The 24,324-nt window shown below is 50.3% G+C and carries 22 protein-coding genes and 1 rRNA gene; 19 read left to right on the top strand and 4 right to left on the bottom strand.

Features of this window, described 5'->3' with window-relative positions; translation table 11 throughout:
* The 3 genes from K0T92_RS20795 to secD all read left to right on the top strand — a co-directional run.
* Positions 1-120, top strand: a 23S ribosomal RNA gene (locus K0T92_RS20795); the annotation flags it as partial.
* A 201-nt stretch (positions 121-321) separates the two neighbouring features.
* A complete protein-coding gene (locus K0T92_RS20790) occupies positions 322-687 on the top strand; it encodes a hypothetical protein (protein ID WP_219874401.1) in 366 nt (121 codons plus the stop codon).
* Positions 688-731: 44 nt separating this feature from the next.
* A complete protein-coding gene (gene secD, locus K0T92_RS20785) occupies positions 732-2,933 on the top strand; it encodes a protein translocase subunit SecD (protein ID WP_219874400.1) in 2,202 nt (733 codons plus the stop codon).
* Between the two features lie 569 nt (positions 2,934-3,502).
* Here the strand turns inward: secD and K0T92_RS20780 are convergent.
* A complete protein-coding gene (locus tag K0T92_RS20780) occupies positions 3,503-3,802 on the bottom strand; it encodes a hypothetical protein (RefSeq protein ID WP_219874399.1) in 300 nt (99 codons plus the stop codon).
* A 496-nt stretch (positions 3,803-4,298) separates the two neighbouring features.
* Between K0T92_RS20780 and K0T92_RS20775 the strand changes: the two genes are divergently transcribed.
* From K0T92_RS20775 to K0T92_RS20765, 3 genes are all read left to right on the top strand, one after another.
* Entirely contained in the window at positions 4,299-5,177 is an 879-nt protein-coding gene (locus K0T92_RS20775) for a radical SAM/SPASM domain-containing protein (RefSeq protein ID WP_219874398.1), read from the top strand.
* A 199-nt stretch (positions 5,178-5,376) separates the two neighbouring features.
* Positions 5,377-5,655, top strand: coding sequence for a hypothetical protein (locus tag K0T92_RS20770; RefSeq protein WP_219874397.1), 279 nt, complete (start codon positions 5,377-5,379; stop codon positions 5,653-5,655).
* A gap of 367 nt (positions 5,656-6,022) precedes the next feature.
* Positions 6,023-6,526 (top strand): hemerythrin domain-containing protein, encoded by a 504-nt coding sequence (locus K0T92_RS20765; protein ID WP_219874396.1) that lies wholly within the window; start codon positions 6,023-6,025, stop codon positions 6,524-6,526.
* A gap of 71 nt (positions 6,527-6,597) precedes the next feature.
* On the opposite strand, the gene K0T92_RS20760 is transcribed toward K0T92_RS20765, so the two are convergent.
* Complete coding sequence (locus tag K0T92_RS20760; RefSeq protein ID WP_219874395.1) at positions 6,598-7,341, bottom strand: Crp/Fnr family transcriptional regulator; 744 nt, start codon at positions 7,339-7,341, stop codon at positions 6,598-6,600.
* 297 nt (positions 7,342-7,638) lie between these two features.
* Between K0T92_RS20760 and K0T92_RS20755 the strand changes: the two genes are divergently transcribed.
* From K0T92_RS20755 to K0T92_RS20745, 3 genes are read left to right on the top strand one after another with little or no spacing between them, the layout of a single operon-like run.
* Complete coding sequence (locus tag K0T92_RS20755) at positions 7,639-8,211, top strand: hypothetical protein (protein WP_219874394.1); 573 nt, start codon at positions 7,639-7,641, stop codon at positions 8,209-8,211.
* A 42-nt stretch (positions 8,212-8,253) separates the two neighbouring features.
* On the top strand, positions 8,254-8,907 hold the full coding sequence (locus K0T92_RS20750; RefSeq protein WP_246628318.1) for a response regulator transcription factor: 654 nt from the start codon (positions 8,254-8,256) through the stop codon (positions 8,905-8,907).
* Positions 8,900-10,024, top strand: a complete 1,125-nt coding sequence (locus K0T92_RS20745; RefSeq protein ID WP_219874393.1) for a PAS domain-containing sensor histidine kinase — start codon at positions 8,900-8,902, stop codon at positions 10,022-10,024. Before K0T92_RS20750 ends, K0T92_RS20745 begins: the two co-directional genes overlap by 8 nt.
* 632 nt (positions 10,025-10,656) lie before the next feature.
* On the opposite strand, the gene K0T92_RS20740 is transcribed toward K0T92_RS20745, so the two are convergent.
* Entirely contained in the window at positions 10,657-11,709 is a 1,053-nt protein-coding gene (locus tag K0T92_RS20740; protein WP_219874392.1) for an acyltransferase family protein, read from the bottom strand.
* Between the two features lie 174 nt (positions 11,710-11,883).
* On the opposite strand from K0T92_RS20740, the gene K0T92_RS20735 reads away from it, so the two are divergent.
* The 10 genes from K0T92_RS20735 (at position 11,884) to K0T92_RS20695 (ending at position 22,973) form a co-directional block, all read left to right on the top strand.
* Complete coding sequence (locus K0T92_RS20735) at positions 11,884-12,459, top strand: hemerythrin domain-containing protein (RefSeq protein WP_246628317.1); 576 nt, start codon at positions 11,884-11,886, stop codon at positions 12,457-12,459.
* 28 nt (positions 12,460-12,487) lie between these two features.
* Positions 12,488-12,613, top strand: a complete 126-nt coding sequence (locus tag K0T92_RS25370; protein WP_281423179.1) for a hypothetical protein — start codon at positions 12,488-12,490, stop codon at positions 12,611-12,613.
* 20 nt (positions 12,614-12,633) lie between these two features.
* A complete protein-coding gene (gene mobA, locus K0T92_RS20730; RefSeq protein WP_219874391.1) occupies positions 12,634-13,245 on the top strand; it encodes a molybdenum cofactor guanylyltransferase in 612 nt (203 codons plus the stop codon).
* Positions 13,246-13,336: 91 nt separating this feature from the next.
* Positions 13,337-15,943, top strand: coding sequence for a bifunctional acetaldehyde-CoA/alcohol dehydrogenase (gene adhE / locus K0T92_RS20725; protein WP_219874390.1), 2,607 nt, complete (start codon positions 13,337-13,339; stop codon positions 15,941-15,943).
* A gap of 31 nt (positions 15,944-15,974) precedes the next feature.
* Complete coding sequence (gene pflB, locus K0T92_RS20720) at positions 15,975-18,242, top strand: formate C-acetyltransferase (protein ID WP_219874389.1); 2,268 nt, start codon at positions 15,975-15,977, stop codon at positions 18,240-18,242.
* 24 nt (positions 18,243-18,266) lie between these two features.
* Entirely contained in the window at positions 18,267-19,007 is a 741-nt protein-coding gene (pflA, locus tag K0T92_RS20715; protein WP_219874388.1) for a pyruvate formate-lyase-activating protein, read from the top strand.
* Between the two features lie 581 nt (positions 19,008-19,588).
* The gene (locus K0T92_RS20710; protein WP_219874387.1) at positions 19,589-20,281 is read left to right on the top strand and encodes a response regulator transcription factor; all 693 of its coding nucleotides are present in this window, start codon (positions 19,589-19,591) and stop codon (positions 20,279-20,281) included.
* A gap of 81 nt (positions 20,282-20,362) precedes the next feature.
* Positions 20,363-21,286 (top strand): ABC transporter ATP-binding protein, encoded by a 924-nt coding sequence (locus K0T92_RS20705; protein WP_219874386.1) that lies wholly within the window; start codon positions 20,363-20,365, stop codon positions 21,284-21,286.
* Complete coding sequence (locus K0T92_RS20700) at positions 21,279-22,040, top strand: ABC transporter permease (RefSeq protein ID WP_219874385.1); 762 nt, start codon at positions 21,279-21,281, stop codon at positions 22,038-22,040. The genes K0T92_RS20705 and K0T92_RS20700 overlap by 8 nt, the downstream gene beginning before the upstream one ends.
* 24 nt (positions 22,041-22,064) lie before the next feature.
* Positions 22,065-22,973 carry a sensor histidine kinase gene (locus tag K0T92_RS20695; RefSeq protein WP_219874384.1) on the top strand — a complete coding sequence of 303 codons (909 nt, stop codon included), beginning with the start codon at positions 22,065-22,067 and terminating at the stop codon, positions 22,971-22,973.
* A 7-nt stretch (positions 22,974-22,980) separates the two neighbouring features.
* Here the strand turns inward: K0T92_RS20695 and K0T92_RS20690 are convergent, their stop codons facing one another.
* The gene (locus K0T92_RS20690) at positions 22,981-24,306 is read right to left on the bottom strand and encodes a TrkH family potassium uptake protein (RefSeq protein WP_219874409.1); all 1,326 of its coding nucleotides are present in this window, start codon (positions 24,304-24,306) and stop codon (positions 22,981-22,983) included.
* Positions 24,307-24,324 lie beyond the last annotated feature (18 nt).

Here is a 24,324-nt window from a genome sequence, read left to right as displayed (position 1 = left end):
CTCAAGATGAGATTTCCCAATTCGTAAGACCCCTGGTAGACGACCAGGTTGATAGGTTCGGGGTGGAAGTGCAGCAATGCATGCAGCTGACGAATACTAATCGGTCGAGGGCTTATCCTATTTGGTACAAACTAGCTAAAGGTATTAACTTTGCATAAACTTCGCATCCAGTTTTGAAGGTGTATACAATGATGAGGAAGTGCCTGAGAAGGGCACTTCTTTTGCTGTATTTAGAAAAATTTGCTCGTACATGCCAGAATCGTATATGATACAGAATGGACATGCTATTTTTGGAAGAGAAGGGAGAGGGCGATAATCGAATTGGACAAGCTGTATGCAAGAAGCTTAAAGACCATCGTTTGGGTTATCGTGTTTCTGCTTTCTCTTCATACATATGCACAGTTAATGTTCATTGCCAAGGTGGAAGTGCCAGAGAACTCGCCAAATGTCTCTGAGAAATATGATGTCATGATCAGTTATGCAGCGAAGCAGCGAGACGGGGCGTATTCGTTATTTCTTGGCTCGATCCTGTCTGATAAGTTTCATTCTATATACCATCTCTATTTGCTGATACTTTCGGCTGTGCTTCTATACCCTTGCATTGCCATTCGATTAAAGCATCTGCTGCTTGATCCCATCAAGTATACCTCTAACTTTGTGATTCCCTCCGTCCGTCATCAATCATAGAGATTTGAACGACAATGATATTAGACGATGAAGGAGAAGGATGCATGAATAAGAGAAGAATTACGGCATTTTTTGCAGCAATTATTTTATCATTTACGATTATTGCGATTACAACACCTTCTATACTAGACGGTATTAAGCTTGGCCTTGATCTCAAGGGCGGATTCGAGATTCTGTATGAAGCTGAGCCTGTAATCGAAGGCGGACAGATTACTAATGAAGCTCTGCGGGAAACGGCTAAAAGTTTGGAGAAGAGAGCGAACGCTTATGGTGTGGCAGAGCCTGAAGTAACACCTGAGGGTGACAATCGTATCCGGGCAAGAATTGCTGGTGTAACTGATCAAGAGAAGGTCAGGGACATCATGAAAAAGCCGGCGGAGCTTACGTTCCGGGGGCCGGATGGCACGATTGAGATGCACGGGAGCGACTTTGTTGAAGGGGCCGCGAAGGTTTCCTATGACCAGCTCAATAATCCGATGATTCTGATTGAGGTAAAAGAAAGAGCGAAGCTGGAGGCGGTTTCGAAAAAGCTATACCAACAGCCGCTATCCATCTACCTGGATGAAACCGTGCTGTCGTCACCGATTGTAGAAGCCATTCTGTCGGATGGCAAGGCGACGATTTCTGGCACCTATACGATTGAGCAAGCACAGGAGCTTGCAGATGTTATCAATCTTGGCGCACTTCCGCTGAAGCTCACGGAGAAGTACACGCAGTCAGTAGGAGCTACACTGGGGCAGCAATCACTGGAACAGACTTTGCTGGCTGGTGCGCTGGGATCAGTGTTCATTCTGCTGTTCATGCTGTTCGTATACCGGATTCCTGGGCTCATTGCTTGTATCACCTTAATTGTGTATTCGTGGGCGCTGCTGCTCATCTTCTATTGGATGAATGCCACGTTAACTTTGCCGGGTATTGCTGCGTTTGTTCTCGGGATCGGGATGGCGGTTGATGCCAACATTATAACTGCGGAGCGCATCAGAGAAGAGATGCGCAGCGGCAAGAGCTTGCTGTCCTCGCTCAAGGCAGGCTCCAAAAACTCGTTCCGTACTATAATGGACGCTAACGTTACAACAATTGTGGCTGCTGCGGTGCTTTATTTTATCGGAACAGGCGCGATTCAAGGGTTTGCGCTGACGCTTATTCTGAGCAATCTGCTCAGTATGCTGACTAACGTTGGTTTCTCCAGATTTTTAATGCATCTGCTGATTAGAAGCGGTATGGTCAACAAGCCGGAATATATGGGTGTGAAGGCCGCTGATATCGAATCTTTAGCGGACACGAATAAAGAGAAGAAATCCTATTATCGGATTTATGATTTTGTGAAGCATCGCAAGCTGTTCTTCTCCTTGTCCATCGTTATTACGGTGCTGGGCATTGTAACGATGCTGGTGTTCAACCTTAATTATGGCGTAGATTTCAAGGCGGGGACCAATCTTGACCTCTCCATCGGACAATCGATTACGAAGGAGCGTGCGGAGCAATTGTTTGCCGAAGCCGGCCTGATTCCAGCTTCAGTGACGATTGGCGGAGATAATAATTCGCGAATTTCAGCTCGCTTTGAGAAGGTGTTAAGCTCGGATGAGGGTGATGTCAACCGCATTCTGAAGATTTTCAAGGATCAATATGGCGAGAATGTATCCGAGGAAGAGAATACTGTCGATCCGGGAATTGCACAGGAGCTCGGTGTAAAGGCGATTATTTCGGTCGCTATTGCGAGCTTGGGCATTATTGTGCTCGTTATGCTGCGTTTCGAATGGCGTTTCGCGCTCGCGGCTATTATTGCGCTTTTCCACGATGCATTCATGGTCGTTAGTGTGTTCTCGATCTTCAGGCTGGAGGTCAATCTGCCGTTCGTGGCAGCTGTGCTGACCATCATCGGTTACTCGATTAACGATACGATCGTTATCTTCGACCGTATTCGTGAAAATTTACGTTTTGCCAGAATCAAAACGTTCGAGGAATTGGAGCACCTTGTGAATGTCAGTATCTCGCAAACGCTGTCCCGTTCCATTAATACAGGTCTTACCGTGCTGGTCGCTTCGTTGATCCTGCTGGTACTGGGAAGTGAATCGATCAAGCTGTTCTCGTTAGCGATGACGCTGGGTCTTGTATTCGGTATTTATTCCACGATCTTTATTGCGAGTCAATTGTGGCTGCTGCTGAAGAAGAACTCGATCATCAACAAGAAGGATGCAAAGGAAGAAGAGCAAGAGCAAGAGCAAGAAGACATGCTCATTCAATAAGAAGCAATAAAAGGGCTGTTCAGAAGTTCTTTGTGGAAATCTCAGCTCCCGCTTTAAGAAACTGTACGATGTGGAATGTCTGCTGCGATCATGGGACTGCCCACGTACTCCTCACCAGAGGACGATCCGTCATTCAAACGCCGCCGGGGAGCGAGCGGTATGGAAAAAAGACAAGCGAGATGCGAGCTAGGCGAAAGATGCGAAACGGCATTTATTTGCTCGTTTCTGGCCCGATGAAGGTGAAATGCCTGCCAGAGTGCAGGCATTCACCTTCATTTTCCTTTATCGGCCGATTTGTCCTCAAATTCATGCGCGATCGCAGGCATTCTGCCATTATGGCGTTATATGACCGAAATTCATGCACATTCGCAGGCTTCTTGCTCCGTCACGCTGTCTTCAAACCACACATGGAGAAGGAGGAGGTGAAGGGCAACGCCGGGGAGCCTTCCGGGAACGGTTATTGCCGAAGCAGTTATGGCGGTGAAGAGAATTACTCCTATCTGGAAGAGGATCAGCTGCACTGTTGCCCCACTAAGTCCCCAACAAAGATGCTTCCTGTCCTCAGATGATCAGCAGAATGCAAAGACGATTGTAAAGTCAGGAATAATGCACGGCGCAAGGGCGGGGAAGCAATATCCGATGACAAAACCGAACAGGTTCGTAACCGGCCACATGAGGAACACATCAGAGAACGTGAAGACGAGCGCCCATCGATTGTAGCAGAAGCCCGGCAATACCCGCTCATCATCTTCTCGTTGAGGCATAGTCCCGAACTGTGCGAATTGCACGGCTTGCTGAAGCGTCTGCGGACGCTGCTGGATGAACATTTGCAGCATGGAGGGATTGCTCTTGAGTAAATTGTAGACCATGATCATTTCACCTGGCGGTTGTCCAAAAGGTCGCTGATGCTGACTGAGAATATTCGTTAAGTTGCTTTGCGATAGCTGTGGCGGTATTGCCGTTCCGAACGGAGGAGGAGGAGATCCTCCGGGCTGAAGCGGAGGCATCGGCAAGGGGAAAGCCCCCTGACCTGGAGTCGATAATGGGAATGTGCCTGGTTGAAGAGGAGCCATGGGAATGGTTCCCGGCTGCAGAGGAGACAACGGCAAAGAAGGTATGCCAGGTACGATCTGCGGCAGCTGGAATGAGCGCCCTTGTGCCGGTACGGGATAGGTTCCTTGACAGTTGCAGGACATTCTAGGTTGCACCCTTTCCTGTATGGGATGATCTTTTGACATCATGGAATTATAGTATGCGGCATTCGCCTAAAAGTGCAGCTATGCGATTTCAATAATCATGGCTTTCGGAACGAGTAGAGCATGTTATAATAGATAGATCAACAGATAGAATCGGAGCAGGACAGACATGAAAAAATTCAAAAAATTCTATATAGAGATTACGAGCGTATGCAATCTGGCATGTACATTCTGTCCGCAAACGAAGCGGCAGGCGAAGTTTATCGGAGTGGAGGATTTTACAGCCATTCTGGATCAGGTCAAGCCTCATACCGAGTACATCTATTACCATGTGAAGGGCGAACCGCTGCTTCATCCCAAGATTGATCAGCTGCTGGATATTACGCACGAGAAAGGGTTCAAGGTCAATATAACGACGAATGGAACTCTTCTGGAGAAGAACAGGCATAAGCTGCTCCATAAGCCGGCGCTAAGACAAATGAATTTCTCCCTCCACAGCTTTGATGGACATGAGGGCTCTACAGATAAGGAAGGATACGTTAACAGTGTGCTTACCTTTGCCAAAGAGGCGGCGGCGACCAGCAATATGCTGATCTCCCTGAGGCTATGGAATCTTACGATGGATAATGCGACAAATGCGGAGCGGAGTCGCAATCGTGAGATACTGGCTGCGATCGAGAAGGAGTTCAATCTGGATTACAGAATTGAAGAGAAATTCGTAAGGGGCAGCGGGCTGAAGATTGCGGACGGCATATATTTGAATCAGGATCATGAATTCCAATGGCCGGATTTGAAGGAGAAGGAAGACGAGGGCAGGGGCTTCTGTCATGCGCTTCGCAATCAGGCGGCTATACTGGTAGACGGTACTGTCGTTCCTTGCTGTCTGGATGGCGAGGGTGTTATTAATCTGGGCAATATCAACGATAAACCATTCTCGGAAATTATTGAAGGAGAGCGCGCGAACAAGCTGTATGACGGATTCTCCCGCAGGGAAGTCGTCGAGGAGCTGTGCCGGAAATGCGGGTACAGGCAGCGGTTCAGTATGTAGCGCTAGTAATTAATCGTCAGTTTGATCTAATGGTTCAATAATGGGGGAGCATTCGTGCTCTCTCTTTTTGAGGTTGCGAGAATGGATTTCAGCCTGCAGAAAAAGTGCAAATCGAACAGGCTTGATAATGAAGATAAAAAATGAGAACAAACCGGATTTGAACGTCTTAATAATGAAATTACATTAGCGGGGGTTTTTAATGAACAAGTTGGGAATCATCATGATGGCTATATGTTTAGGTTTGGTATCCAGTTCCTGCGAAACTCAGAAAGCACAGGAGGATCACTCTCCCACTACTGCTGAGCATAATCTCAATACCTCGCAATCAGTGGAAAATGCTGAGGTCAAGACGCTGCCTGAAGCAACAGATGAACTAATGCTGCTGCAAGAGAACACCGATTGGAATAAAGATGGTGACTCCGAGACGCTCAAGGTATCCGTTGTAACGGACAACACTTTGAAAATTTTTGTTGAATAAACAGTTCGCCACATCATTATTATGGTTTACGCAAGCTGATCTCATAAACGATGGTGGAGGAGCGAAGATTAATCTTGTGAAATTGATCCCTGGTTATAGTCGGGGGCATGCTCTAGGTTATTTTCGCTACACCTATCATTGGAATGGCGCTGAATTTGTATTGCGGAAAGAAGGATTTTTTACAGCCAAGGGTGTTATGATGCTGGAGCCCCAATTGTTAAAGGAGGCAAATTTCTGAATCATTCTGCCGTCCCTGTGACTTTCATCATAGTGCGCCCCACTGAACTCCGTTATAGTTAGAGCAAGCCACATAAAGGCGATCTCCTCACCAGTACGAGAGCAATCAGCGAATGTAACGGAGGGATGCATGATGAAGGAAGCCAGGGTACAATATGATGTAAATATCGGTCAACCGCAGCAGGATTGGCTAGTGCCGGTTCAGCATTTGAAGGAAGAGCATGAAGCATTGCTCACTGAGCTGCAAACCTTATACTTGATGGCGAGACGGATTGGGAGCCGGCCAGTCATTGATGCCGTAACGCTGCGCAAGCTTAGAGGCAGGGCCGCTGCTTTTCAACAGGAGTTGGCGCAGCATGCGAAGTGGGAGGAGGAAACGCTGTTTCCTCAAATGACGGCTTATTATGGCGAGGAGTTGAACCAGTTTACGCTGATTGAGCAGGAGCATCTGCTCGCTGAGCAGTTCGTTCAGGCATTCGTGGATGCGGTGGAGCGCGCGCCTGTTCGCAGCTATGAAGCACATGAGATGGCCTCGTACTTGAATCAGGCGCTTGAGGTGCTGCAGGGGCATTTTGGCATGGAAGAGGCACTGGTGGCTGAGCTGGTAGACCGTTCGAATCATTATGGATATTAAGGAAGCAAAAAGCCGCGCAAGGAGGAACCGGGACACCATCCCAACTGCCTGCGCGGCTTTAATGTTCATTTCTACATGCGGCATATTTCTTTGGGGCAATTCTCGCAGTGGCAAATATCGCGCAAGTAATCCAGGTCTTTAATAATAATCGACCCTTCGTACATTTCGATAATATCCTCCTTGCGCATGTCGCTGAGCATCCGGTTCACGCTCTCCCGTGTCGTTCCCACCATGTCAGCCATCTCGGCGTTCGTAAGCCGCATATTGATATGAATCTGCCCGTCCTGCTGGACACCGTACGTATTGCTGAGCCGAATGAGCAGCGAGCATAATGCGCCCGGCTTGCCGTACATCATCAGATCGCGGAACTTGGTCTGTGTCATGCGGTGCATCAGGCCCATCCACTTCATAAACTCTACCGCTAAGTCTCCATGCTGCCACAGAAGCACCTCCAGATCCTTCTGTTGAATAACACCGATCTCGCTATCCTCGGTCACTTCTGCATTAAAGCCATGAACGGAATCACGGAACGGATCGACCTGCCCGAACAAATCTCCTTGCGGATGCAGATACAAGGTCAGAGAACGCCCGTTATCAGCCGATTTGGTAATGCGAACCCCGCCTTGCTTAACAAAATAGAGCTTATCTGCCGAATCGCCCTCCCAGAACAGGTGCGAGCCTGCTTTGGCTGATTTGGCATACATGATGCTCTTTAATCTTTCCATATTCTCCGGTGAAAATATGCCTGCTGTGCCTATATGTTGACGCGCCGCTTGGTCAAGTTCTGTCTGGATGTTCTGTTCAATCTTTGTCATCCTGGATCGCCACCTTCGCTCGAATCGTTCTATATCCATCATATCGAAAGACGGGGACCGCTGTAATCGGGGGAGCACCTGATCTTTGGCAGGGCAGTTCCCCGATCTTGCAGTGAGGAAAGTCACAGCCGGTCAGCAGATGCCCCCATGTTTCATCCATGATTCGTCGATGTGAACGCACCGCTCCCTTAACAGCAAATCAGGGTATTCCCTTACTTACAAACTGCGGGTTCGTCTATAGAATAGATGATGTAGACATACTATCGGGATAAAAGCCAGGGAAAGGAGATGGGGGCCATGGGGGCAGCAGATGAGAGCGGCCGTGATCGGCTCATGCCGATGCTGGAAGGGCTGCTCACGGGGACGGACAGTGATTTTGCCGCGTTGGCACTGCATAATCCTATGAACCGCCATATGAAATGGAGCACAATAGCGGGCAGTCGAAACGGTAAAATTCTGCAAATGAAAATCACCCCCGGTGTCGGACCGGCGGGTATGGCTCTTCGCTTGGGAATCGAATATCGCAGTCGATCAGCGAGGAACGATATAGAGGTATTGGCAGAGGGGGACTCGCATCAGCGAGAAGCTCTGCGGCATGGCTCACTGTCTGGCGGCGGAGTCGATCCGGACTGTCCGGTCATGCTGGCGGAGCGGTTAATAACCGCCGCTGCTTATCCGCTCCCAGGAGCGGGCACAGCTATAATGGGCGGGATCCTGCTGCTGGGCAGAAGATCGGATCGACCATTCAGCAGTGCCGAAAGTGCTGCAGTGAGAGCAGTTCTAAGCACAGCATGGAACGGAATGACTATAGATCACAGCAGCCCGATGATTGAGCCGGACAGAAGCATCGACGGGAAAAGTTTGCTATAATAGCGGAGACAGTATTATTGTGCTTGTAGCTGGAGGTTGCGAATGATCAAGATCATCATTGTAGATGACCACGCTATGGTGCGGTCAGGAATGCGGCTGCTTCTTAGCGGCAAGGCAGATATTGAAGTGATCGGGGAAGCGGCGGATGGTGATGAGGGCATCCGGCTGGTGCGGGAGCTGAATCCGGATGTTGTATTAATGGATTTAAGCATGCCCCATGGCAAGGACGGTCTCACTGCCGCTGCGGAGCTGAATAGCGAGTTTCCGAATACGGCTGTCCTTATTTTGACGATGCATGACGATGATGAATATCTGTTCCGCGCGATTCATGCCGGAGCCTCAGGCTACGTGCTTAAGAGTGCGCCGCATGAGGAGCTTCTATCCGCCATTCGTTCTGTATCGGAGGGCAATGCCTATCTCTACCCGACTGCGACTAAACGGCTCATGAACGAGTATATGGAGCGGATGCGGCGTGGAGAGAGCGGAGATATCTATGAATCTCTCTCGGAGCGGGAGAAGGAAGTGCTGTCCCTGACGGCCAAAGGCTACGCCAACAAGGAGATCGCGGAGCAGCTTATTATTAGCGTGAAGACGGTAGAGACGCATAAGAGCAATGTAATGGAGAAGCTGGGGCTGAAATCAAGGCCCGAATTGATCAAATATGCGGTGAAGAAGGGGCTGCTGCAGTTTGAATAATGAACGGCGTCGAAGTGAATCCGAAGTAATCGGCCAGTATGTCAATTCGCTGCTGCAGAGATTGGATGAGAAGATCGAGGATGAGCGCTTCCGCAGTGAGCTGAAGCAATCTCTCAAGCAGCTCTCCAATGTGAAATTCGCGCTGGATGAATCATCGATTGTCGCGGTTACCGACGGCAAGGGCAAGATTCAATATGTGAATGACAAGTTTTGTGAAATATCGCAGTACGAGCGCATCGAGTTAATCGGACATGATCATCGGATCATCAATTCCGGACTTCATGACAAGGAATTTATGCGTTCATTGTGGGAGACGATCAAATCTGGCGAGGTATGGTTCGGCGAGATTCGCAACCGTGCGAAGGACGGCTCCTATTATTGGGTCAACACGACAATTGTTCCGTTCATCGGCGATGACGGCGTGCCCTATCAGTTCCTTGCGATTCGCAATGAGGTTACCAAGCTCAAGCGGGTTGAGGAAGAGCTGCAGGAAATGATGACACAGGTGATGCAGATTCAAGAGAATGAACGGAGGAAATTTTCCCGCGAGCTGCATGATGGCATTGGGCAAAGCCTCTTCTCGCTGCTTATTGGCATCGACCGATTGATCGCGGGCAAGGAAGATGGCGAATCAGAGCTTGCGCCGCTGCGGCAAAATGTCGCGGATATCATCGAGGATGTCCGCGGGCTGGCCTGGGAGCTGCGCCCGTCTGTGCTGGATGATCTCGGCGTTGTTCCTGCCATACGCACTTATATTGATAATTATTCTTCGCATTACGGTATTAACGTGCAATTCGATTGCAGCCTGCGGGGACGGCTTGATGTGCTGAAGGAAACGGCTATATATCGTGTCATTCAAGAGGCATTGACGAATATAGCCAAGTATGCCGATGTGTCGGAGGCAGCAGTATCCATCCATCAGAACGAAACCGCTATTGCTGTCCGGATTATCGATCATGGTGCGGGCTTTGATCCGGCTGCCAGCTTCAAGGGTGTCGGCCGCTTCAGCATGGAGGAGCGGGCAAGAGCTGTTGGCGGCAAATTCCAGCTTCTATCCCAGCCCAGCCAAGGTACGGAAGTGCGGCTAACGATTCCGATATCGGCAAACAATCTGTAAGCTGGGGGTAGAGAATGACATGAACAGACAGGGCTGTCCCGAAAGTCCGCTTTGGAAATCTCAGCTCCCGCTTTAAGAAGCTGTACGCTGTGCAATGCCCTGCGATCGTCAGGCTTTGACGTACTCCTCGCCAAAGGAAGGATCCGTCATTCAAACGCCGAGACATGCGAGATGCGAGATGTGTGAGATGCGAACTAGGCGAAACATGCAAAATGGCATTTCTTTACTCGTTTCTGACCCCATGAAGGTGAAATGCCTGCCAGCGTGCAGGTATTTCACCTTCTTTTCCCCTTAACGGCCGATTTTTGCCCAAATTCATGCGCGATGGCAGGAATGTTACCATTATGGCGTCTTATAACCAAAAATTCATGCACATTCGCAGGCTTCTTACTCCGTCACGCTGCCTTCAAATCACTTGGAGAAGGAGTTGTCCAGAAAGTGGTTTGATGATTGCAGAGGCCCCACTAAGTCCCCCATATACAATAAAGAGATACAATAAAGAGATACAATAAAGAGATGCTTTCATTACCATTTTTTAGTGGTTTTTGGAGGCATCTTTTCACATCATTTGGGACTGACGCCTTGAATATGGGACTCTTGGACAGCCGCTTTCTTTTCTACGCTTATGCAGCTTACTTTCTGCCATTCGGATGAACGGAAACTTTGCTGACGAGTTGCTTCATCGGGTTGAATGCAGGCTCGATCCAGCCTTTGGCGTATCGCTCCACAAGAGGGTGGGATAAGCAGAGCGTTAACGCCAGCGCGGCTGACAGCAGCAGCGGAACATGCCACAGCTTGCCATCAAGAGAATCGAATAATCCGGCTGCAATGGCGGCCTTGATGATGAATCCATGCAGGAGGAACACGAAGAGTGTCCGTTTGCCCCATGCAGTCAGTATGGATGAGCGCCAGGGCACGCAGAGAAGGAAGCAGGTCAAAGCGGCTGCTTCAAGCGCGTATATGCCCAGCCGGTAAATGCCGGAATACCATGCATGATGGCCAAGCTGCGACAAGGTTTCACTACCATACAGCCAGCCCTGATTGAGTGATAGGCCAAGCCCTAAAGCGGTGATTATGACCGCACCGCATCCGATTGCAGCAGCCCGCCAGTGATTCGCTGCCGACTGCCAATTTCCCCACCTTCTCATTCGATAGCCGGCTATGAAGAACGGGAAGAACACAAAGGTGCGGGAGATGCTGAGCCAGCTCCCGTCCCATGGAATATAGCCGACCGCTATCCCGAGCAGGACGGATGCCGTCAGCGGATGCCGCAGCTTCATGAATAAGGGCAGCAGAAGCTTCCAGCAAAGATGGCTGCATAGAAACCACAGTAGCGAGTAAGGCATGAAGAAGGAGTGGACAATGCCGCTGGCGTGGAAGAAGAAGGCATCCGCTAACGTGTACAGGCTCTGGAAAAGTACATACTGATAGCCGATTACGGCTATCGCTCTGAAGCTGAAGCGGCTTCCGTCGGCAGGCTGAGATTCACGGGCCATATATCCCATAACAAGCACGAACGCCGGAATATGAAACAGATAGATCGCTTTGTACAAGGTGAATGCGGTATCACTGCGGCTGATTACAGGCTCCAGCATATTGGCTGAAACGACGAGCGCGATAAGAATAAATTTTACATTGGTGATGTACGTATGAAGGGCGCCTCTTCGATCATCTAAGATGTGCATGGCATTTCATCTCCTGAGCAGTTGATTATGTTCTTGCTCTATTCTAGTTCTGCCTGTCTCTGGGAATCTGTGATGGTTATCACTGGATGACAAGTGATTTTTCTCACTTCGCAACCTATTCATCTCATGTAAAGTTCTACATAAGCAGTGAAGATCTTGGGTGGAGGTGGCGGGATGTATAATCGGGAAGCCGGAATAGAACTTGAACCGTTTAATTCAGCGAGGCCAAGCGTGTTTATGATGCTCGCAATGAAGCTGAAGGAGGATCATGATCGCCTCAAGGATAAGGTTGCTGTATTATGCCGGATGAATCAAGGAACGAATGCGGCAGCAGGCAGCACACGCTCGATTCATCAGTTCGAAGGTTTGCTTGAGAAGGTAGCTCACTTGAAGCGCGATCTAAAGCGGCATGCCAAGTGGGAGGAGCAGGAGCTGTTCCCTGTTTTTGCGAGATATTTCCGTAAGAAGATTGAACCGACGATGCTGCCGTCCATGTGGGTGCTGGAGAAGGACTATGAGCTGGCATTGCAGTTTCTGGACTCTTTCGAGGAGCAGTGCAGTTCGGTGCTTGGCATGCTGTCGCTCGGCCTAAAGCAATACGATGTCATTACGATTCATGAATTGAAATTCGCTTCGGATCAGCTGACACAGGGCTGCCTTATTCTGAAGGGACATCTTCATATGGAGGAAGAGCTGATCTACCCGCTAGCGGAGGAGATTCTAACGGATATTGATTATTTGTTCTCATAGCTATCTAACAAAGGAAGGATGCGAGGATATGATAACTTGCAACGAATGCGGCAAGACGAACGGTCACAATGAGGTAGGCACAAGCTGGATATGTGGAGACTGCAAGGTAAGCGCTGCGAACGACGAGTCCAAGGAAGGACATGAAGAAGGCTGACGAAGGAAGGGGCGGGGAGCATGCTGACAGGGCTCATACTCGCAGGAGGTCCGCAACGAAGAATGAATGAGGAGTGCAAGCCGCTTCTGTTATTTGGCGGTGAATGTTTGCTGCAAAGGCAAATCCGCGAGATGCGCACCATTTGTTCAGAGGTCATCATAGCGGCTGAAGACCCCAGGCCATTCTTGCGCATTGTAGACAGGGATGTGCGTATTATTACGGATTATTATCCGGGCAAAGGTCCGCTGGGCGGCATGCACGCAGGTCTTAGTCTCGCCAGAAACAATTCCGTCTGGACTGTCGGCTGCGGGATGCCCTTCTTGTCATCCTCTGCCGCAGAACGGCTGCATCAGCTTCAACAGGGCGGCTATGATGCCGCCATTCCGGTTATAGGAGGCGAGCCCTCGCCGCTGCATGGTGTTTATGACAGGGGCTGTGCAGAGGAAGCGCTCGCCTTAATCGAACGCGGTGAGCGCCAGATGACGGGATTATTGAAGGAGCTGGCATGGATCGAAGCGAATGAGCGTGAATTCGGGCTCAGGGGCATAGACCCGCGGTTCGTCCGCAATATCCGCACATGGGAGCAGTATCAGGATTGCCTCAAGCTGGCAGGCATGGAGCTTATCCGCTAGCTGTGATTTTTATCATAGAGGCCAGCAAGGAGAAGTTCTATGATAGAGCCAGGCAACAGGAATGATATTCCAATCCAGGAGGAGAGAGACTATGGCTGTTAAAGAGATAAAAACGAATGATTCATCACCTGCCCAGGAAGAAGTTCATGCATTGGTGGCCAAGGCAATTGCAGCTCAGGAGGAATTTCTGAAGCTTAATCAGGAACAGGTTGACGGAATTGTGCAGGCGATGGCGCTTGCCGGACTTGATCGTCATATGGTTCTGGCTAAGATGGCGCATGAGGAAACAGGCAGAGGCGTGTATGAGGATAAGATTACGAAAAATATTTTCGCTACGGAATATATCTATCACAGCATCAAATATGACAAGACTGTCGGTGTCATCGAGGATAATCCGTATGAAAGCTTTCAGAAAGTAGCAGAGCCGGTCGGTGTTATTGCAGGCGTTACTCCGGTAACGAATCCGACCTCTACGACAATGTTCAAGGCGCTGATAGCGGCGAAGACACGCAACCCTATTATTTTTGCCTTCCATCCTTCCGCACAGAAGAGCAGCTCGGAGGCCGCGCGCACTTTGCTGGAGGCCGCCGTCAAGAACGGTGCTCCCAAGCACTGTATCCAGTGGGTGGAGACACCGTCCCTGGAAGCGACGCAGCTGCTTATGAACCACCCGGATGTGGCGCTGGTGCTCGCTACAGGCGGAGCTTCCATGGTGAAGGCGGCGTACAGCACAGGCAAGCCAGCGCTTGGAGTAGGGCCCGGCAACGTGCCATGCTTCATCGAGCAGAGCGCGGATATCAACCAGGCTGTAACGGATTTGATCTTGTCCAAGACCTTCGACAACGGCATGATATGCGCTTCAGAGCAGGCCGTTATTATTGAGGAGCCGGTCTATGACAGCGTGAAACGGCTGATGAAGGACAACGGCTGCCACTTCTTGACGAAGACCGAGACGGAAGCGGTGTCGAAGCTGGTCATCAATTCGGAGAAATGTGCCGTTAATGCCGTCATTGTAGGACAGCCGGCGACCAAGATCGCCGAGATGGCGGGGATCACAGTCGCAGCAGATACGAAGATTCTGGTCGCCGAGCTGCAAGGTGTAGGCGAAGCGTACCCGCTGTCGGCAGAGAAGCTCAGCCCTGTGCTCGCTTGCTACAAGGTGAAGAATGCCGAGCAAGGCATTGAGCGGGCAGCCGATGTAGTTGCCTTCGGCGGGCTGGGACATTCCTCGGTCATTCATTCCAGCAATGAGGCGGTTATTGCAGCCTTTGCAGCGAAGCTCAAGACGGGCCGCGTGATTGTCAATTCACCTTCCACGCACGGGGCGATTGGCGATTTGTACAATACGAACCTGCCTTCACTTACGCTGGGCTGCGGATCGTACGGACATAACTCGACGACCTCCAATGTGACGGCAGTCAATCTGCTCAACATTAAGCGTGTCGCTCACCGGACAGTGAATATGCAATGGTTCAAAATTCCGAACAAAATCTACTTCGAGAAGGGCTCGACGCAATATTTGGAGAAAATGCCGGATATCTCGCGTGTGCTGATCGTGACAGATGCGATGATGGTGAAGCTCGGCTATGTGGAGAAGCTGGAATATTATTTGCGCAAGCGCAACAAGCCGGTTCATCTGGAAGTGTTCTCGGATATTGAGCCTGACCCGTCGGTGGAAACCGTAGAACGCGGAACGAAGCTGATGGAGAGCTTCCAGCCGGACTGCATTATCGCCCTTGGCGGCGGATCGCCGATGGATGCCGCTAAAGCGATGTGGCTGTTCTATGAATATCCGGATACGAGCTTCCATTCATTGAAGCAGAAGTTTCTGGACATTCGCAAACGGGTGTACAAATATCCCCGTCTCGGCCGCAAGGCCAAATTCGTAGCGATTCCGACGACGTCGGGAACGGGCTCTGAGGTCACTTCGTTCGCTGTCATTACAGATAAGAGAGAAGGGAATACGAAGTATCCGTTGGCTGATTATGAGCTGACACCGGATGTGGCGATTGTTGATCCGGAGTTCGTCTATTCGCTGCCCAAGACAGCCGTAGCAGATACGGGGATGGATGTGCTCACCCATGCTATCGAAGCTTATGTATCGGTCATGGCGAGCGATTATACGGATGGTCTGGCACTGCAAGCGATCCGCCTTGTATTCAAGCATCTGGAGGATTCGTATCATAAGGCTGACCCGCTGGCGAGGGAGAAAATGCACAATGCCTCGACGATTGCGGGAATGGCATTCGCGAATGCTTTCCTCGGCATCAATCATAGCCTGGCTCACAAATGGGGCGGTGAATACCATACGGCACATGGCCGCACGAATGCGATTCTGATGCCGCATGTCATTCGCTATAATGCCGGGAAGCCATCGAAATTCGCTTCTTTCCCGAAATACGATCATTTTGTAGCCGATCAGCGGTATGCAGAGATAGCGAGAATGCTGGGCCTGTCTGCTCGTACGACAGAGGAGGGCGTCAACAGTCTCATTGCAGCGATTCGCAAGCTCAATGAATCACTTGGCATTCCGGAGAAATTCCAGGACCTGGGCTTTGAACCGGCACAATTCGAGGCACGAGTGGACTATCTGGCGGATCGTGCGTTCGAGGATCAATGTACAACCGCTAATCCGCGCATGCCGCTTGTAACGGAGCTGGCAGATGTGTACCGCAATGCATTCTATGGCAGATTCTAAGCATAATTCCAGGGCAGGAGGTGCCAGCGTCATGGCAGTATCGGAATCGGAGTTGAAGGACAGACAGGCGGGCAATGGCTGGAGAGGCTTTCAGAGCGGCAAGTGGCAGCGGCAGATCGATGTCAAGGATTTTATAGATGCCAATTTGACTCCCTATTATGGCGACGAGAGCTTCTTGGAGCCGCCAACGGAGGCGACGAAGGAGCTGTGGGGGCAGCTGCTGGAGTTGATGCGCCTGGAGCGGGGGAATGGCGGCGTGCTGGAGGTCGATGTCCATACGGTCTCCACTATAACGGCACATCCGCCCGGATATATTGACAAGGCTAAGGAACAAGTTGTCGGTCTGCAGACTGACGGTCCGTTGAAGCGGTCCATTCAGCCCTTCGGCGGGATCAAGATGGCGGTTGATGCCTGTGAAGCCTACGGCTTCAAGCTGCCGGAAGAGATGATCAGACTTTTCACCGACATTCGCAAAACGCATAATCAGGGTGTATTCGACGCCTATACGACCGATATGCGCAATGCACGGAGAGCCGGTATTATTACCGGCCTCCCTGATGCCTATGGGCGCGGAAGAATTATTGGCGATTACCGGAGGGTGGCGCTGTACGGCGTTGACCGGCTGATCGCAGAGAAGAAGTCAGATCAGCTGCAGCTTGAAGTGGACACGATGACCGAGAGTGTCATCCGGCTTCGCGAGGAGCTGAGCGAGCAGATCCGGGCGCTGCAAGAGCTGAAGAAGATGGCGGCATCCTATGGCTTCGATATTTCCACTCCAGCTGCCAATGCGAAGGAAGCGGTGCAGTGGCTGTACTTTGCTTATCTGGCCGCGATTAAAGAACAGAACGGAGCGGCGATGAGTCTGGGCCGGGTGTCGAGCTTCCTTGATATTTATATCGCGCGGGATCTTGCAGAAGGGGCCATCACGGAGTCGGCTGCGCAAGAGCTGATTGACCAGTTCGTCATGAAGCTGCGGATTGTCAAGTTTCTGCGGACGCCGGACTATAATGATCTGTTCAGCGGCGATCCGACATGGGTGACGGAATCTATTGGCGGCATGTCATTGTCAGGTGTGACAAGGGTAACGAAAAACTCCTTCCGTTTCTTGCATACGCTCTACAATCTTGGGCCTGCGCCGGAGCCCAATCTGACGGTGCTCTGGTCAGAGAAGCTGCCGGAGCTGTTCAAGCGCTACAGTGCGAAGGTCTCGATCCAGACAAGCTCGATCCAGTATGAGAACGATGACCTGATGCGCCCCCATTATGGTGACGATTACGGTATCGCCTGCTGTGTATCTGCGATGCGGATCGGCAAGCAAATGCAGTTCTTCGGCGCCCGTGCGAATCTGGCCAAAGCGCTGCTGTATGCCATTAATGGGGGAATAGATGAAAAACTGGGCGTTCAAATCGGCCCGGCGGCACAGCCGGTTGCCGGCGATGTGCTCCGTTATGAGGAAGTCATGCAGAAATTTGACCTCATGATGGAATGGCTTGCGGGACTGTACATGAATACGCTCAATGTCATCCACTATATGCATGATAAATACTGCTATGAACGGATTGAGATGGCGCTGCATGACAGAGAAATCGTGCGTACGATGGCATGCGGTATTGCAGGGCTGTCGGTTGTAGCGGATAGCCTTAGCGCAATTCGATATGCCCATGTTCGTCCAATACGCAATGAGCAGGGCTTGATTGTTGACTTTGTTATAGAAGGTGAATATCCGCAGTATGGCAATAATGACGACCGCGTGGACAGTATCGCTGTTGCGCTCACTGAATCTTTCATGAACAAGCTGCGCAAGCATTCGACTTATCGGGAAGCGATCCCGACGATGTCTGTTCTGACGATCACATCCAATGTCGTCTACGGCAAGAAGACAGGCAGTACGCCGGATGGCCGCAAGGCAGGCGAACCCTTCGCGCCAGGCGCGAATCCGATGCACGGACGTGACCGCAAGGGCGCGCTGGCATCGCTAGGCTCGGTTGCCAAAATTCCGTATGAGCATTGTCTCGATGGCATCTCCAACACGTTCTCTATTGTACCTAAGGCGCTCGGCAAGGAAAGAGAGACGCAGATAGGCAATTTGGTCGCCATGCTGGATGGCTATGCGGTCAGCGGCGGACATCATCTCAACGTAAATGTGTTTGAGCGGGAACAGCTGCTGGATGCGATGGAGCATCCCGAGAACTATCCGCAGCTCACAATCCGGGTCTCCGGCTACGCCGTTAATTTCATTAAGCTGACCCGTGAACAGCAGCTCGATGTCATCAATCGAACATTCCACGGTTCGGTATAACTTCAGGCAAGGAGCGTGGCCGTGATGAAGGGTCGTATTCATTCGATAGAAACGTTCGGCACGGTTGACGGTCCCGGCATTCGTTTCGTACTGTTCATGCAGGGCTGCGCCCTGCAATGCGCTTATTGCCATAACCCGGATTCATGGGACACGGGCGGGGGAAGGCTTGTAGAGGTCGAAGATATGATGCGTGAAATCGAGCCTTATCTCGCTTATTACCGCAAGTCGGGCGGGGGGATTACAGTGACCGGCGGCGAGCCGACGCTTCAAGCCCCCTTCGTGGCAAAGCTGTTCAAGGCATGCAAGGAGCGCTGGGGATTGCATACGACGCTTGATTCCTCAGGCTTCTGTGATCCTCAGCATGCGGAAGAGTTGATTAAGCATACGGATCTCGTGCTGCTGGATCTGAAGCATATGGATCGGAACAAGCATCAAGCGCTCACGAGCCAGCCGAATGATCGTATTCTTCGCTTCGCTGATTGGTTATCGGCCAAAGGCAAGTCGGTTTGGGTCCGTCATGTGATCGTGCCGGGAGTAACAGACGGTTACGGGGATCTGACCGCATTAGGGCAATATATTGGAACGCTTGGCAATGTAGAGAAGATCGAGCTGCTTCCGTATCATCGAATGGGAGTCTACAAGTGGCAGCAGCTCGGCAGAGAGTATCCTTTGGATGGTGTGGCGGAACCGACAGCGGAAGAGATGAACCGGGCGCGTGCTCTGGTAGAAATGGGCAGATCGGCTGCGATGGCATGGGAGTGTTGACCTGCTCCTCGCCAGAGGACGATCAGTCATACAAACGCCGAGACAAGCAAGATGCGAGCAGGTGAAACATGCAAGACCGCAGTTTTTTCCTCGTTTCTGACTCCATGAAGTAAAATGCCTGCCAGCGTGCAGGCATTTTGCTTTCACCTCCCCTTAACGGCCAATTTTTTCTCACTTTCATGCACCATCGCAGGAATTTAACCATTTTGGCGTCTTGCAACCGAAATTCATGCACATTCGCAGGCTTCCTACTCCGTCCCTCTGCCTTCAAACCACTTGGAGAAGGGGTTGGCCCCACTAAGACCCCCTAAAAGGAATAAAAAGATGCTTTCAGCCCTTCTTTTAGAGTGGTTTTGGAGGCATCTTTTCACATCTTGAGACTGACTCATTGGATAGTGGACTTGTTTCGGACAAATCCTTTTTGTTCGAGAGCGGAGCAAGGGGAATGATTCTGGAGAAGCGTCAGCGCTGCAACTCTAATTTTTTTCTTAAGATCTCCGAATACAGCAATCCGGGCATTGCGTGAAGGAGCTGTTTAGGTTTAAATTAGACCATATTATGTATGATGCGAAGGTGAGCCAATGGTTAAAGAGATCTCGATCCTGGTCGTGGAAGATGATAATGATATTAATCAGCTGCTCTGCAGCATTGTCAGGAAGAGTGGTTATCAGGCACAGCCGGCCTTCTCGGGAACAGAGGCGCTGCTCTATGTGGAGAAGCAGGAATGGCAAATGATCCTGCTCGATCTGATGCTTCCCGGCTTGACAGGAGAGGAGCTGCTTGCGCGCATAGGCGAGCAGAGGACATTTCCTATCCTCATTATTTCGGCCAAAGGGGAGCAGCAGACCAAGATCGATACGCTGCGGGCCGGAGCGGATGATTATATTACGAAGCCCTTCGACATTGAGGAAGTATCGGCACGCATCGATTCCCATCTGCGCAGATATCAGCGTACCGGGCCGATTGTTGAACAGAAGCTGCTGAGACATAAAGACATCGTCATTGATGTGGATGAACAGGCGGTGACAGTTGGCGGCTCAGATCTTGTATTAACTGCGCGGGAATACAGCATTCTGACGCTGATGATGGCTTCGCCCAGAAAGGTCTTTACGAAAGCGAATCTGTTCGAGAGCATATGGGGAGAAGAATTTATAAGTGATGACAATACGCTTAATGTTCACATCAGCAATTTGCGAAGCAAGCTGGCAAAGGCCAATCCGCAGGAAGAATATATTGAGACGATATGGGGAATGGGTTATCGGCTGAAAGCTTAATACATTATTAAGATTTGCTTTAGCTCATCTTACGATCTCCTTAGTATGCTGAAGCTAACAGATAAGGAGGCTCGATAAGAGATGAATGAACATGTGCTTCAAACCAATGGGCTTACGAAGAAATTCAAGCATAGCTTTGCGCTGGATAAGGTGGACATGTCGATCAGGAAGGGCTCGATTTATGGCTTTATTGGACAGAACGGAGCAGGCAAGTCAACTTTAATCCGCATCGTAACCGGACTTGCTTTTCCTAGTGGCGGCACGGTAGAGCTGTTCGGACAAAGCAGCCAGCGCGAGCTGGTGGCGACCCGTAAACGGATTGGCTCCATAATTGAAGGCCCTGCGCTGTTTCCCAATATGACAGCCGTTGATAACCTGGAGGCGCACCGTCTTATGAGGGGAATACCGGGTAAAGACTGTGTCGCAAGAACGCTTCGGTTTGTCGGCTTGCAGGATACGGGCAAGAAGACAGCGAAGAACTTCTCGCTCGGCATGAAGCAGAGGCTTGGCCTTGCGATTGCACTGCTTGGCGATCCTGAGTTTCTGATCCTCGATGAGCCGACTAACGGACTAGATCCTATGGGGGTTGTCGAGATGAGGGAGCTGCTCAAGAAGCTTAACCGGGAGAGAGGCATAACGATCTTAATCTCCAGCCATATCCTTAGCGAGCTGCATCTGCTTGCTACCCACTATGGCATCATTCATCATGGCCAGCTGCTGGAGCAGCTGACTACGAAGGAATTGAACGACAAATGCCAGCAGTATTTGCATATTAAGGTGAATGACCCCGGCAGAGCGGCTACCGTTATAGAGAACAAGCTTGGAACGACGGAATATGAGGTTGTGTCCAGCGGCATTATGAAGCTGTATAAACATCTTGATCAGCCGGGCAAAGTGTCTACGCTGCTTGCGTCCGAAGGTCTGGTAATCGAAGAGTTCATGCCGATGGGCGAGGACCTGGAGAGCTTCTTCACGAAGCGGATCGGAGGTGTTCGGCATGGATAATCTGATCCAATCCGAGCTGTTCAAGCTGCGCAAGAACAGATCCTTCTGGACCTTGATTTTCATTATTATGGGACTTGCTGCTGCGTTTGTTGTCCTGAGCTATATTGACAGCCGAATGGATCAGGAGGCCGAGGTCAAAGGCATCGATTATTTCATGAACACGATTATCGGCAACAACTATATGATTAAATTCAGTCTCCCTATTCTTGCTGGCTTCTTCATCGCAAGCGAGTATTCGACCGGAGTTATGAAGACGATTGCCTCCTCCGGCAATAGCAGGCTGCGCATCTACATGGCCAAATTATTCGTGCTCTCCTTTGGAGGAATCGTGATCTCGCTAGTACTTCCTTTTACACTGCTAACGATAGGCACCTTGTTGTCGGGCTTTGGTGAACTGCCTGATGGTTCTTCGCTTGCATATGTGCTGAGAGTGACAGGCTTGACTTTTCTGTATGCCATAGCTTTCGCATCGATTGTAGCGGTATTCAGCACGATTTTTGCAGAGAGCGGCAAGACGATCGGGATGGGGCTAGTATTCTTTATGTTTATTGATACCATTCTATTTTTACTTGGCAATTTCGCCCCTTTTGTTCGGACGATAGATGATAACATGGTATTCAAGCTGTCTCAAGAGATTGATGCATTAAACATGGATAATGGGATGCTGTTCAAGCTCATTGCAGTACCTGTTATCACTTATATTGTGCTTGGCAGCCTGGGCGCGTGGATCTACACGAAAAAAGAGATTAAATAAAAGCGAGATGGAGCGGGTGAGCATATGGTCTATATTGTCATGTTGTCTATGATCGCGGTAGTCATTCTGTTCGCCCGCCTTCTACAAATTCGGAGGGAAATGCGCAGAGTTGCAGCTCAGCTCAGAGCATACAATGAGCATCAGACTGAGAAGAAGATTGATCTTGCCTTTTTCGATAAGGGGCTGGAGGAGCTTGCGGTTGAGATCAACCGTCATTCCGAGCTAACCGTTCAGGCGAACGCACGCAGAAGGCGAACGGAGGATGAACTGAAACAAGCGGTTGCAAGTATGTCACATGACATACGCACACCGCTTACTTCTATATTCGGCTATATTCAATTGCTGGAATCAGATGACCTTAGCGCGGAGGACAAGCGTGAATATTTGTCCATCATTAACAATCGGGCGAAGAGGCTGCAGGTGCTGCTGAATGATTTCTTCGAGCTCTCGGTCATAGAGTCCATCGATTATCCGATGAAGCTGGAACGATTGAAGCTGAACCACACGGTTATGGACGTCCTGGTAAACTATTATGATTTGTTCAATGAGCGTAATGTGGAGCCCGTTATCGCCTTGCCGGAGGAGGATATTCTGCTGATTACGGATGACTCCGCTGTGAAGCGGGTGGTCGAGAATCTTATTGTTAATGCCATTAATCATTCGAACGGCAGTATTGCAATCACACTGGAGAAGACCGTATCAGGCAGCATGCTGACGGTCAGCAATGCAGCCGATCAATTGAAGCAGGAGCATGTGGAGCTGCTGTTCAACCGGTTCTACACAGCGGATCTGACGCGCTCGGGCAACAAAGGAACAGGCCTTGGACTGTCGATTGCCCAAAGCCTGATGCTGCGTATGAACGGGAAGCTGACGGCTTCACTTGAGGGCGGTATGCTGCATATGCGATGCCAATGGACGGATACGCAGCAATGAGTTCTTTTTATCCGATAATGATCTTGTCCTCCGGATATTTGATCAGTTCCTTCTCGGGCTTGGAAGTAAGCGCGTAGGCCAGCGTTAGCGGTCCAAGTCTTCCGAGGAACATCATGATTGAAATCATAACCTTGCCAAAGGTTGTCAGATCTTGTGTAAGTCCCATCGACATCCCCGTTGTGCCAAATGCTGACGTAACTTCGAACAAAATTACCAAAAACTGATGATCCTCCGTCGTTGAAAGCACCATGGATACGAAAATAATAAGCATAAGTGCAAGCAATGTCATCGTAATCGCCTTATTGACGCGATCCTTGGACAAGCTGCGGCGGAAGAAGACGATCGTTTCTTTTCCTCTTACCATCGCTACAACTGCTCCGATCAGGATAACGAAGGTTGTAATCTTGATGCCTCCTCCGGCAGAGCCGGGCGCAGCTCCGATGAACATGAGAATAACAATGAAGAACTGTGTGGCCTGCCGCATGTCCGCAACATCAAGGGTGCTTACTCCGCCCGAACGGGGAGAGATGGATTGGAACAGGCTTCCGAGACTTTTGTGGGCCAGATTGAGAGGCTCCAGTGTCAGCGGGTTGCTGTATTCGAATATGAAGATAATGATGGTGCTGATCACTATGAGTACTGCTGAAGCGGACAGGACCACCTTCGTATGTAAAGTAAATTTCTTCTTCTTGGGGTATTCCAGCAGGTCCGCAATAACGATAAAGCCAATGCCGCCGAGCACGATAAGCAGAATGACGATCAGGTTAACAGCCGGATCATGGACGTAGGCCGCCAGGCTGTTGAATGGGGTATGGATGCTCCCGAACAGATCAAATCCTGCATTATTGAACATCGAGATACTATGGAAGAAGCCAAAATAAAGGGCCTTGGCAAAAGGCATATCTACGGACCAGCGAATGGTAAGCAGTATAGCTCCCGTCAGCTCGATGAACAGCGCATAGATCAATACTTTACGAATAAGGCGGACGATGCCGTCCATTGAATTCTGCTTCATCGATTCCTGAAGAATCAATCTTTCTCTAAGCGAGATCCGCTTGCGCATTACGAGTGCGATCAGGGTCGCCATGGTCATAAAGCCAAGGCCGCCGATCTGTACAAGCGTAATCATGACCATCTGACCGAATGTGGAGAAATGGGTGCCCGTATCCATAATAACGAGACCGGTTACACAGGTCGCCGAGGTCGCAGTGAAGAAGGCATCGATGAAGGGCGTCGATTCCCCAGAGATCGTTGAGATCGGAAGCATGAGCAGCAGGGTGCCGATGAGAATGATAAGGACAAAGCCAAGCGTTAATGTCTTTGGCGGGGACATCCTTATTTTACTGGAAAG

This window comes from Paenibacillus oenotherae, from assembly GCF_019443105.1.
GTDB classification, from domain to species: Bacteria; Bacillota; Bacilli; order Paenibacillales; family Paenibacillaceae; genus Paenibacillus_Z; species Paenibacillus_Z oenotherae.
Note: the sequence above shows the minus strand (reverse complement) of the source record. Positions and strands in the feature narration are given on the sequence as shown.